This is a genomic window from Streptomyces sp. NPDC058579, from assembly GCF_042718575.1.
Taxonomy (GTDB): Bacteria; Actinomycetota; Actinomycetes; order Streptomycetales; family Streptomycetaceae; genus Streptomyces.
This window is the reverse complement of the sequence record NZ_JBHXPI010000001.1, coordinates 268,212-280,011: the sequence shown is the minus strand read 5'-3', so window position 1 is coordinate 280,011 and position 11,800 is coordinate 268,212. Positions and strand designations below refer to the sequence as shown.

The following is an 11,800-nucleotide window of genomic DNA, read 5'->3' as shown; positions in this document are numbered from 1 at the left end:
GGCTGCTTGTCGACGGTGGCTTCGGGCTTCGCCTCGGTTGCCTCGGGCTGCTTGTCGACGGTGGCTTCGGGCTTCGCCTCGGTTGCCTCGGGCTGCTTGTCGACGGTGGCTTCGGGCTTCGCCTCGGTTGCCTCGGGCTGCTCGGCGACGGTGGCTTCGGGCTTCGCCGCGACTGCCTCGGGCTGTCCGGCGTCGGCGGCTTCCGCCTTCGCTGCGACGGCCTTGGCCTTCTTGGTGGTGGCCGTCTTCGGCTCCGCCTGGGCTGCCTTGGGCTCTTCGGTGACGGCTGCTTCCGGCTTTGCCGCGACGGCCTGGGGCTCCTCGGCAACGACCGGCTCCGCCTCGGCTGCCTCGGGCTCCTCCGCCACGTCGGCGGCGGGCTCGTCGTTCTGCGGCTCCGCCGGGGCGGCGGCTTCCGGCTCGTCCGCCTTGGCGGCAGCCTCGGTTGCCTCGGGCTCGGTGGCGGTGGCCTGCTCGTCTGCAGCGGGCTCCGCCGCCGCGACGACCGGCTCTGCTTCCGCCGGGGCGGCGGCCGCCTCGGTCTCCGGCTCCGCCGAGACCGGCTCGGTCGACGGGGATTCCTCCGCCTGGGCGGTGGTTCCCTCGGCCTTGGCCTCAGCCTCGGCCTCAGCCTCGGCCTCAGCCTCCGGCTCCGCCTCGACCTCGGTCGCAGCTTCGCCCGTCGCCTCGACCGCCTCGGTCTCCGGCTCCGCCGTGACCGGCTCGGTCGACGGGGTCTCCTCCGCCTGGGCGGTGGCTTCCTCCGTCTTGGCCTTGGCCTCCGCCTTGGGCTCGTCCGTCGCCTCGGGCTGCGGCTCCTCCGCGACCTCCGCCGTCGGCGCGACCGGCTTCGCCGGCTCGGTGACGGCCTCGGTCACCTCAACGGCCTCGTCCGCGGCCGCGGACGGCTCCGCCGGCACCGCGACCGGCTCCGCTGCCACCGCAGTCTCCGCCTCCGCCGTTCTCGCCGCCGGGACCTTCGGGTTGTCGAAGGCGGCTGCCACCAGGTCGTCCGCCGCACGCTGGGCCGCGTCCTTCTTCGGGGCCGCCCCGCCCGCCGGAGCCGGCACCGAAGCAGCCACCGCCTCCGTCGCCGGCACCGAAGCGGGCACCGCCTCCGGCACCGAAGCGGCCGCCGGAGCCGACGCCGAAGCGACCGCCCCCGCCGCCACCGGCGCCGTACGGGTCTCTTCCGCACCGGCCTGGGGCGGGACGGAGGTTGCCGGGGAATCAGCGTGCTGTTCCGCGCGATCGCGTCCGAACACCTTGCGCAGCAAGCTCCGAATGCCCATGGGCGAGGCCTTTCGCATGAGTTGAGTGCGGTGAATGTCCGTACTGGGAGGAATCATCCCTGGCCAGGGCGGACACGTAAGGTTAGCGGCCCCGAATGTCGCGCCTTCGGTGGCCCATAATCGACCCTTCCTGGCCCCCGCGCGGCCCGCGCCACGCCCGTGAACGGCCCCCGAAGGAACCTCCGTTCCTGCCCATTCATGCAGCGTTCACTTCCGCGCCGCCCCCGTGCAGATGTGTGCACATAACGTCACCGCCGGACCAATTCCCGACACCATGTCGGGACCAAGGGGCGGCGCACTGTGCGCCGGAGGAGGACCAAGTGCGCAAACTGCTGCCGCTGCTGAGCACCAACCCGCACGGAGGCGGCCGTTCCGCCCTCACCTGCCGGTTCCGCTGTGGTGACGCCTGCTTCCACGAGGTGCCCAACACCAGCGGCAACGAGTACGTCGGCGACGTCATAGCCGGCGTCTACTCCCGCCGTTCCATGATGCGCGCCGCCGCCGTCGTGACCGTCGCCACCGCCGCCGGCAGCGCCGTCGTCGGCTCGGGCGGCTCGCCGGCCGTCGCCGCCCCCGGCGCCGACTCCGACGCCGCCTCCGCCGCCGCCAAGGGCGCCCACCGCCCCGACGGTGCCCGCGGACTGCGCTTCACGCCCGTCGCGCCCAACACCGCCGACAAGGTCACCGTCCCCACCGGCTACGAGCAGAACGTCGTCATCCGCTGGGGCGAGCCCATCCTCCGCGGCGCCCCGGCCTTCGACGCCGACAAGCAGACCGCCGCCGCGCAGGCCGGCCAGTTCGGCTACAACAACGACTTCCTGAGCCTCCTCCCCCTCCACGGGGAGCGGGACCGTCAGCTCCTGGTCGCGAACCACGAGTACACCGACGAGATCCTGATGTTCCGGGGGTACGACGCCGCCAACCCGACCCGCGAGCAGGTCGAGATCGCCTGGGCCGCCCACGGTCTCTCCGTCGTCGTGGTCCAGGAGGAGCGCCGCTCGGGGAAGCTCACGCCCGTCACCCGGCACTCGCTCAACCGCCGCCTCCACACCACCAGCGAGTTCGAGCTGACCGGCCCGGCCGCCGGCTCCGAGCTCCTGAAGACCTCCGTCGACCCGACCGGCCGCAAGGTCCTCGGCACCCTGAACAACTGCGCCGGCGGCACCACCCCGTGGGGCACCACGCTGCACGGCGAGGAGAACTTCAACCAGTACTTCGCCAACGGCTCCAGCGCCACCGACAAGCGCTACGGCGTCGGCACCGGTGCCACCGAGCGCAAGTGGGAGCGGTTCGACAAGCGCTTCGACCTCAAGCAGGAGCCCAACGAGGTCCACCGCCAGGGCTGGGTCGTCGAGCTCGACCCGTACGACCCCCACTCGACCCCGCGCAAGCGCACCGCGCTCGGCCGCTTCAAGCACGAGGCCGCGCAGCCCCGCCTCACCGACGACGGCCGCCCGGTCGTCTACATGGGCGACGACGAGCGCTTCGACTACTTCTACAAGTTCGTCTCCTCGAAGCGGATGAAGAAGGGCAACTCGCGGGCCGCCCGCGAGCACAACCTCACGCTCCTCGACGAGGGCACCCTCTACGTCGCCAAGCTGACCGGCGACAGCCCCGCCGCCCAGATCGACGGCACCGGCAAGCACCCCTCCGACGGCGAGTTCGACGGCTCCGGCGTCTGGATCCCGCTGGCCACCGGCAACGTCTCGCACGTCGAGGGCATGACCGCCGAGGAGGTGTACGTCTTCACCCGCCTCGCCGGTGACAAGGTCGGCGCGACGAAGATGGACCGCCCCGAGGACGTCGAGCCGAGCCCCCGCACCGGCCGCGTCTACGTCGCGCTCACCAACAACACCGACCGCGGCAAGGCCGGCAAGGCTCCCGCCGACGAGGCCAACCCGCGCAACCTGAACAAGCACGGCCAGATCCTGGAGCTCGCCGAGAACTGGGACGACCCGACCTCCGACGGCTTCGCCTGGCGCCTCTTCCTCGTCGCCGGCGACCCGAACGACCCGGCCACGTACTTCGCGGGCTACCCGAAGGAGAAGGTCTCCCAGATCTCCTGCCCCGACAACGTCGCGTTCGACCCGCACGGCAACCTGTGGATCTCCACCGACGGTGCCCAGCTCGGCTCGCACGACGGCCTGTTCGGTGTCGCCACCCAGGGCGAGCGGCGCGGTGAGCTCAAGCAGTTCCTGACCGTCCCCAAGGGCGCCGAGACCTGTGGTCCGATCATCCAGGACCGCCGCGTCATCGTCGCCGTCCAGCACCCGGGCGAGCTCGACGGCGCGTCCGTCGAGAACCCGAAGTCGGAGTGGCCCGACGGACCCGGCAAGATCGTCCGCCCGTCCGTCGTCTCCGTCTGGCGCCGCGACGGCCGCGACATCGGCGTCTGAGTCCCGTCCTGATGAGGCACTCGGTGTGAGGGGCGCTCGCCCCTCACACCGGGCCCGCCCCAAGACCCAAGCCCTCCCTGAACCGTGTGAACTGCTCCTCCGGCTCCCCCGTATACGCCCACGGCACCCACGCCGCCCGCGTTCCGAGCATCCCGAGGACCTCCCGCGCCACCTCCACCTGGCCGGCATAACAGGCCGCGTGCGCCAGGTAGTTGAGGTCCGGCACCTCCTCAGGCGCCACCTCCCCGCCCGGCTCCCGGCCGCCGATCCAGCGCTGGTACGTGCGGCGCAGCTCGTCCACCGCCAGCTCGTGCTTCCAGTGCTGGTCGAACCCGCGCACCGGGCCCCGCCCCAGTGCGCCGTCCGCGATGTAGCGGTACTCCTCCACCCGCGCCACCTGCACCAGGACCGGCAGCGGCGAACCGGGCGGCGCCACGCCCGCCGCGTCCCGCGCGAAGTCGTACATCGCCCCGTGCGTCCCGTGCCAGCGCGCCGACAGGTACCGCATCACCTGCGCGTGACCCTCGGTGTTGTACGGGTCCCGGTGCCGCAGCTCGTCGAACCACTGCCGCAGTTGGCGGCGCGTCACCCCGCCCTCGTACAGCCGCGCCACCGAGAGCAGCGAGACCCACGGCATCGGGTCGGCCGGTGCCGCCTCCGCCGCCCGCAGGCACGCGTCGACCGTCGCGTCGACCCGCCCCCGGTCCACGACCGTGCCGCGACCGGCCGCGATCGCCGTGTCGAAGATCCGTACCACCTCGGTCGCGGCCCGCAGCACCGCCGCGTCCGGGCTGTCGGGCTCGGCCGCCCGCCACGACTCGACCGCCGAACTGCCCGCCGCCGCGTGCGCGAGGAGCCGTACCCGGTGCGTCCGGCGCGCCCAGTCCTCGCCCGTCTCACGCAGCAGGTCCCGTACGCCCTGCCAGCGGCCGATGACGATGTCGTGCCGTGCCACGGTCAGCGCCCGGTCGCCGAAGTCGGGGTCGAAGACGGGCGTGAAGCGGGTCGATCGTGCCGAGCGCGCCGATCGGCGGAGTGCGGCCATCCAGGTCCTCCCTCGGAAGTCGGAAGAAGTCAGAAGCCAGGAGTCGGATATACGAGTTGCCAGTTGCCAGTAGGCAGGAGGCGGAAGTTGGGGCTTGCGTTGCTTCTGCCGCCCGTCAAAAGCCGCCGCGTCAGAAGTCCGTCGACAGCGATTCGTCCGCCCTGCGCGCCCTCGGCGTGCTCGGCGCGAACGGTTCCGCCGCCGCCAGGGCCCGCGCCGCGTCGAGCCGGGCCGGGCGGTAGTACGCGCTGCCACGGCGCCAGTACACGAGCATCGGCACAAGCCCCACCAGCAGACCGCCGAGGCCCACCACCCGTGCCGTCGTCGACAGTTCGCTGAGGGACTCGACGAAGGCCCACAGCATGAACGCCGAGCCGAGAAGCGGCCAGACGCCGCCGATCAGGAAGTTCCGTACGGACGTCAGCAGCATCTTCCGGTACGCGACGACCGCCGCGAGGCCCGCGAGCGCGTAGTAGAACGCGATCAGGAGGCCGATCGCCGAGACCGCGTCCCGCAGGATCCGGTTCATCGAACCTGCGGCCGCCGCCGCGCAGAACATCAGCAGCGCGGCGCCCCCGACGGCGGCGATCGCCACCCACGGGGTGTTCCAGCGGGGGTGCACGGTGCCGAGCGCCGCCGGCATCGTGCGGTCGCGGCCCATCGCGAAGAGCGAGCGGGTCACCTGGATCAGGGTGGTCTCCAGAGTGGCGACCGTCGACAGCAGCACCGCCACGACCAGCAGCTTTCCGCCGACGCCCGGCCAGATCTCCTGGCCGAGGACGGCGAGTATGTTCGCGCCGCCCTGCTGGATCTGGTCGGAGGTCAGGAGCACGTTGACCGCGATCGTGAACGCCTCGAAGAGCAGGAAGACCACGCCGACGCCGATGAGCGCCGCGAGGCCGGCCGTACGGCGGCTGTTGCGGGTCTCCTCGCTGAGGTTGCTGGTGACGTCCCAGCCCCAGTAGTAGAAGGCGGCGATCAGCGCGCCCGAGGCGAAGCCGGCCGGGCCGTCGAAGTGGCCGAAGCCGAGCCAGGACCAGTCGAAGGCGGTCGCGTGCCCCCGATGCACCAGGGCGGCCAGGATGAACGCGACGAGGATGAGCATCTCGACGCCCGACATGAGCAGTTGGGCCCGTACGGTGAGCCGGGCGCCGCCGAGGACGACGAGCAGCATCATCAGGAACCAGCCCGCGCCGACGGCGGCGGCGAGCGGGGTGTTGTCGGCGAGCGAGGGGTCGATCAGGGAGAGCGTCAGGGCTCCGGCGGGCAGCGAACCGGCGACCATGAACACCGTCGCGGAGACGACGAGGGCCCAGCCGGAGAGGAAGCCGAGGAAGGGGTGGAGGGTACGGCCCACCCAGGAGTATCCGGCACCCGCGTTGACGTCGATCCGGCCCAGGCGCGCGTAGGCGAGGACGATGCCGAGCATCGGGATCGCGCAGTACAGCAGCGCCGCGGGACCCGCCAGGCCGACCGCGCCGAAGAGCACGGCCGTGGTGGCGGCCAGGGAGTAGGCGGGCGCACTGCCCGCGACGGCCATGACGATGGTGTCGAAGGTCCCGAGGACATTGGGCTGGAGCCCTCTGCCGGTGGTGGTGCGCATGGCGGATGTCCTTGGGGGGCACGGGAGCGGTGCAGGACGAAGTGACCGTGCTCGTCGAGTGAGTTGTTCGCCGGTTCGGGCACGGATCAAGGTGAATCGAGCGCATCGTAGTCGCCCCGGCGGATTCCGGTAACGGCGGCATGGAGGGTTCCGTTCAGTGACCGCCGGTAAGGGCATCGGTGCGCCCCCGTAGGGGCGTTTGGGTCGATCTTGGGAGGGGAGGAGCGGCCGATCCCGTACGGCTCGCTCCTTCGCGGCTCGGTCCTCCTCCGCTCACTCCTTCGTAGCCGCCGCACGGGGTGTCGCGATCGCCCGTGCCGCGCTCACCTCCTGGCGCAGCGGCGCCAGCGCCCCCTCCTCGTCGCCGGTCAGTTCGGCCCGTACCTCCACCAGCACGTCCGTGCCGCGCAGTCCGTCCGCGAGCTCCCGCAACTGCTGCTCCACGGCTTCCACTTCCGCCGGGTCGGGCGGCGGGGCGCCGTGGTTCACGCGGACCCGGGCGGCGGTCGTCGCGTCGACGATCCGTTCCACGGCGACGACAAGCGGCCACCAGGCGGAGGCGACCGTGCCGGTCGGCGGCGGTTCGGTGAGGGCGCGCTGGAACTCGGAGCGTACGGCCGACAGGTCGCGGTACAGCTTGCGCCGGGCCCGCACCCGGGCGGCCGGGTCCTCCTCCTCGGGCGCGCAGAACGCCTGGGCCACGTAAGCGGCCGTGTCGGCGACGGAGTCGGCGAGCCGGTCGCCGATGCGGCTGTGCCAGGACTCGGGCCAGAGGAGGTAACCGGCGATCAGCGCGATCCCGCAGCCGATGAGGGAGTCGTAGAGCCGGGGCAGGACCAGGTCGAAGCCCTGCTGGTTGAGGAGGTCGGAGAGCAGCAGGATGACGGGGGTGATCGCCGCGGTCTGGAAGGCGTACCCCTTCGCGGAGAAGGCGGGGATCAGCCCGGCGAGCACGAACATCACCGGTACGTCCCACCAGCCGCGCGGCACCTCGGAGAGGACGAGCGCGGCGGTGACGAGGCCGATGGCCGTACCGAACGCGCGCAGCACGGCCCGGGAGAAGACGGAGCCGAAGTCGGGCTTCATGACGAAGGTGACGGTGAGGGCGACCCAGTACGAGCGGGGTACGTCGATCAGCGAGACCAGCGCCTGGGCGAGGCCGATGCAGAGCGCGAGCCGCAGTCCGTACCGCCAGGATGCCTCGGAGAACAGCACGCCCCGGGCGACTCGGCGGACCCGGACCCGCAGGGCGGCGGGGCGGCCGAGCCGGTCGTCCACGTTGAACGGGTTGGGCTCCGCGCTGTGGACGACGGTCGCCGCGTGGCGCAGCGCGTGGTCGACGGCCTTCTCGGCGGGCCGGGTCGCCTGGGGGAGGTCCAGGACGGGGGTGCCGGTGCGGCCCTCCTCGACGGCGTCGGCGAGGTCACGCACGGCGGCGGGGATCGCGGGCGGCAGCGGGCGGTGGAAGCGGACGGCGGCGATGTGCGCGGCCGGGGCGGCTTCCACGAGCGGGATGACGGCGTTGAGCTGGGCGAGCAGCCGGACGAGGATCGGCGCGCGGCCGTGCTCGCGGGCGCGGCGGGCGAGGACGAGGTCGTACGCCTGGTTGAGCGAGGTGGTGACGGCCTGGCGCCGCTCCTCGTACGCGGGTGTCGTTCCGGCGGCTTCGAGGACGTCGGCGACGGCCCGGTAGGTGCCGGCCACGGCCGTCCGCTCGGGGGCGAGGCCGCGCAGCGGCCAGCCGAGCAGGGTCAGGACGAGGACGACGGCGCCGCCGAGGGCCAGCAGGAGCGGCGGCTTCCACCAGGGCTCGGGCATCGGGAGCCCGGCGCCGACGACCGCGTTGAGGAGCAGGAGCAGCCCGGACACGGAGGCGACCGCGCCGATCGAGGAGATCATCCCGGAGACGAGCGCGATGAGCGTGAGCACGACGACGGCCGGCCAGCCGTAGCCGTACACGAGGCTGCCGAGGGTGACGCCGAGGGCGCCGAAGAGCTGGGGGACGGCGATGTTGTAGAACCGCATCCGGTACGCGTCGGCGGTGTCCCCGATGACCCCGGAGAGCGCGCCCATGGAGACCAGGGCCCCGTAGACGGGCTCGTCGACGACGAGGCCCACGGCGAGCGGCGCGGACAGCGCGACGGAGGCACGTGCGACGGCCGCCCACGGAATCGGCGCGGGCGCCGGCCGCAGGCCTGCGGTGAGCCAGGTGGGCGGGGTGAGGCGTCCGGGGCGTGCCATGGGGTCACGGTACGCGGGCGGTGCGCGGGTTATGGCGGTTCGCCCCGAGTTGGGGGCAGCCGTTCCCGTAGGTCTCGTAGGTCTCGTTGCGGGAGCGGGGGCCGTCAGTTGCGGTAGCCCTCCACCTCCGCCGCCGGGCGGACGGCGGCTGTGTCCGGGTCCTCGCCGAACTCGGTCTTCGCGCGGCGCTGGCGCAACAGGTCCCACGCCTGGTCCAGTTGGACCTCCAGCTCGGCGAGGCGGGTCAGCTCCTCCGGGAGGAGGCCGCCCATCCGCTGCCGCAGCGCCCGCTCCTCCTCGACGAGGGTGCCGATGTTCGCCAGGATCTGCTGGTCGTCGTGCACGTGGTCCATAAGTCCAGCGTGGCCGATCAGCGGCCCGCATGCAGGTCGAGAGCGGTCAGTACGGCCCGGTGGTCCGAGCCCCGCAGGTCGAGGAAGCGGGCTCCGCGCACCCGGAAGTCGTCGCTGACCAGCACGTGGTCGATCTGGACGTACGGCGGCAGGGGCAGCTCGCGCGGCCAGGTCGGGGTCCGGGCGGCGCCCGCGAGGCGGGCCGCGTCGTGGAGCCGGCCCGTGTCGAGGACGGCGCGGAAGGCGGCGTGGTCCTGCGAGGCGTTGAAGTCGCCGGCGATCAGCACCGGGCCGCCCGCGCGGTGCGCGGCGCCCGCGAAGTCCGCCACCCGCCCCAGCTCGCGCTGCCACGCCCCGACCTGCCGGGGGATCGGCGGCAGCGGGTGCGCGAGGCGCAGTTCGACGCTCCGGCCCCCGATCAGGGCCGTGGCGCCCGGCATGCCCATCGCCGCCGGGATCGGGGGCCGTGCGGTCAGCGGGTACGCGCTGAGGATCACCGAGCCCGTCGAGCCCTCGCCGTCCACCACGGCCCGGTGCGGGAGGCTCGCGCCAAGGGCTCCGGTGAGGGTGCGGACGCACGCGGGGTCGCACTCCGAGACGTACACGAGCTGCGGTCGCTCCCGCCGGGCCGCCTCGACGAGCGCGTCCGTCGCCTCGCCGAACTCGACGTTCGCCGCGAGCACCCGCAGCCGCTCGACGACCGGGCCGCGGGCGGTCGTGGTGTCCGGGCCGTACGGGAGCGTGAACCAGGCGGTCAGCAGGAGGACGAGCACCGACCAGGCGGCAAGCAGGCGGCGCCGGGCCGTCAGGGCGAGCAGGGCCGCGAGCGCGGCCGGGACGGTGAGCCAGGGCAGGAACGACAGCGCCTGCGGTACGGGGGTCAGCGCGTCGGTGTCGAGGAGCCGGCAGCCGGTGACCACCGTCGGCACGGCCACGAGCAGACCGGCGGCCCAGGCGGCGACGCGGCGCCTGGGCCGGGGGGTCGTCGGGGCGGGTTCGGGCACGGAGGACGGGTGAGCTGCCAGGAGTTGCTCCACTCCGTCAGTGTCGCAGTCAGTGTCGCAGCGCCTGGGCCACCTCGGCCGTCGTCGTGCCCGACAGGGTGCGGTTGCTGCGCGCCGTACCGGTCTTGGACTTGCCCGGCTCGACCCCGTCGATGTTCAGGACGACGGCGTCGAGCAGGTTCCCGCCGTCGTCACGGAAGTTGACCATGACGGTGTAGTCGGCGTTCTTGTCCTGCGGGTTGGTCGCGGTGATCTCGGCCGTGGTCCGGTCGCCGTCCGTCTCGGTGGCGCCCGCCTTCACCTCTTCGGTGGCGTTCACCCCGTCCTTGACCTGGTTCATCTTCTCCTCGGCGGCCGAGGCCACGGCCGCCGTCGCCGAGGAGACGATGTCGCCCGCCTTCTGCTTGTCCTCCTCGGTGCAGCCGGTGACGGCCAGGGCGAGGAGGACGGCGGCAGTGGTGGCGAGGGCTCGGGTGCGGGTGGGGATACGCGTCACACCTTGTCCCTGTCCTTGCCGAAGGAGGTGTCGTCCGTGGCCAGGGCCCAGATCACGAAGATCGAGATGGCCATGGAGAACAGCGCCCACCACGGGTGGTACGGCAGGAACATGAACTGGGCGATGACGTTCAGGGAGGCAAGGGTGATGCCGCCCACCCGCCCCCACTCGGAGCCCTTGAGGATCCCGGCGCCGGCGGCGGCGACGAGGATGCCGAGGATCAGATGGACCCAGCCCCAGCCGGTCAGGTCCCACTTGAAGACGTAGTCGCCTACGCGCTGGTAGACGTCGTCCTCGGCGATCGCGGCGATGCCCTGGAGGATGTCCAGGACGCCGATGACCAGCATGAGGACACCGGCGAACATGGTGCCGCCGGACGCCCAAGCGCCGCCGGAACCGGTGTTCTGTCTGCGGGGAGGTGCGGTGTTCTGGCTCATGGGCCCATCGTCCGGGCGCTCTCCCGGGAGCGACCTGTTCAGCTGGGCCGAACGAGTGAGTCGAGGAAGGCCGTGAGCGCCGCGTCGAACTCCTCCGGCCGCTCCAGGTTCGGCATGTGCGCCGCCCGCTCGACGACCACGAGCGTGGAGTGCGGCAGCGCCGCGTGCATCGCCTCCGCGTCCGCGACCGGCGTGAACGCGTCGTCCCGGCCGACCACCACAAGGGCCGGTACGGAGACGGTGGTGAGCAGCGCGCGGTAGTCCGGGCGCGCGGCGCGGCCGCGCAGCGCCGCCGCCGCGCCCTCCGGGTCGGTGCCGAGCATCATCCGGTGGACGTGGGGCGCTGCGTGCGTGTTGTACGGGGCGACCATCCGGTCCAAGACCTCGTCGGCGTACCCCCGCATGCCCTCGCGGACGAGCCGCTCGGCCATCGCGTACCGGCCCGCCCTGCCCTCCTCGGTCTCGGCGGCGGGGAAGGTGTCGGCGAGGACCAGGCCGCGGATCCGGCCGGGGCAGAGGCGGTAGCACTCCATGACGATCTGGCCGCCCATGGAGAGCCCGCCGAGCACGAACTCCTCGACGCCCAGGTGGTCCAGGAGCGCGGCGAGGTCGCCTGCGAAGACGGAGAGCGGGGTGGTGCCGGGGACGACGGTGGTGGCGCCGTAGCCGCGCAGGTCGGGGGCGACGACGCGGTGCGTGGCCGAGAAGCGGTCGATCTGGTGCCGCCACATCGAGCGGTCGAAGGGATGGCCGTGGACCAGGACGAGCGCGGGGCCTGAGCCCTGGGGACCATGGGGCCCCTGGTCCTCGTAGCCGATCGTGAGTCCGTTGATCTCTGCGGAAGGCATGGTCAGAGGCTAGGCAGAGGCTCGTCCTCGGTGCAATGAGATCCTTTGCTCTCGGTGCAATGAAGTGCGATGAGCTTCATGCGAG

9 protein-coding genes and 1 pseudogene are annotated in these 11,800 nt (G+C 72.6%); 1 reads left to right on the top strand and 9 read right to left on the bottom strand.

Features of this window, described 5'->3' with window-relative positions:
• Window positions 1–1,292 (bottom strand): annotated as a pseudogene (locus ACFWRO_RS01340) (hypothetical protein); the annotation flags it as partial.
• A 320-nt stretch (window positions 1,293–1,612) separates the two neighbouring features.
• On the opposite strand from ACFWRO_RS01340, the gene ACFWRO_RS01335 reads away from it, so the two are divergent.
• Window positions 1,613–3,688 carry a PhoX family protein gene (locus ACFWRO_RS01335; RefSeq protein WP_384503175.1) on the top strand — a complete coding sequence of 692 codons (2,076 nt, stop codon included), beginning with the start codon at window positions 1,613–1,615 and terminating at the stop codon, window positions 3,686–3,688.
• Between the two features lie 43 nt (window positions 3,689–3,731).
• Here ACFWRO_RS01335 and ACFWRO_RS01330 read toward each other — a convergent pair whose 3' ends face one another.
• The 8 genes from ACFWRO_RS01330 to ACFWRO_RS01295 all read right to left on the bottom strand — a co-directional run bounded on the left by ACFWRO_RS01330 (window position 3,732) and on the right by ACFWRO_RS01295 (window position 11,715).
• Complete coding sequence (locus ACFWRO_RS01330; RefSeq protein ID WP_384503174.1) at window positions 3,732–4,733, bottom strand: hypothetical protein; 1,002 nt, start codon at window positions 4,731–4,733, stop codon at window positions 3,732–3,734.
• Between the two features lie 130 nt (window positions 4,734–4,863).
• Entirely contained in the window at window positions 4,864–6,336 is a 1,473-nt protein-coding gene (locus tag ACFWRO_RS01325; protein ID WP_384503173.1) for an APC family permease, read from the bottom strand.
• Window positions 6,337–6,609: 273 nt separating this feature from the next.
• Window positions 6,610–8,577, bottom strand: a complete 1,968-nt coding sequence (locus ACFWRO_RS01320; protein WP_384503172.1) for an FUSC family protein — start codon at window positions 8,575–8,577, stop codon at window positions 6,610–6,612.
• A 104-nt stretch (window positions 8,578–8,681) separates the two neighbouring features.
• Window positions 8,682–8,930 (bottom strand): DUF2630 family protein, encoded by a 249-nt coding sequence (locus ACFWRO_RS01315; RefSeq protein WP_384503170.1) that lies wholly within the window; start codon window positions 8,928–8,930, stop codon window positions 8,682–8,684.
• A 17-nt stretch (window positions 8,931–8,947) separates the two neighbouring features.
• Complete coding sequence (locus tag ACFWRO_RS01310; RefSeq protein ID WP_384503168.1) at window positions 8,948–9,967, bottom strand: endonuclease/exonuclease/phosphatase family protein; 1,020 nt, start codon at window positions 9,965–9,967, stop codon at window positions 8,948–8,950.
• A 16-nt stretch (window positions 9,968–9,983) separates the two neighbouring features.
• On the bottom strand, window positions 9,984–10,430 hold the full coding sequence (locus ACFWRO_RS01305; RefSeq protein WP_384503166.1) for a hypothetical protein: 447 nt from the start codon (window positions 10,428–10,430) through the stop codon (window positions 9,984–9,986).
• Window positions 10,427–10,867, bottom strand: a complete 441-nt coding sequence (locus ACFWRO_RS01300; protein ID WP_384503165.1) for a hypothetical protein — start codon at window positions 10,865–10,867, stop codon at window positions 10,427–10,429. The genes ACFWRO_RS01305 and ACFWRO_RS01300 overlap by 4 nt, the downstream gene beginning before the upstream one ends.
• A 38-nt stretch (window positions 10,868–10,905) precedes the next feature.
• Complete coding sequence (locus ACFWRO_RS01295; protein WP_384503163.1) at window positions 10,906–11,715, bottom strand: alpha/beta fold hydrolase; 810 nt, start codon at window positions 11,713–11,715, stop codon at window positions 10,906–10,908.
• Window positions 11,716–11,800: the final 85 nt, after the last annotated feature.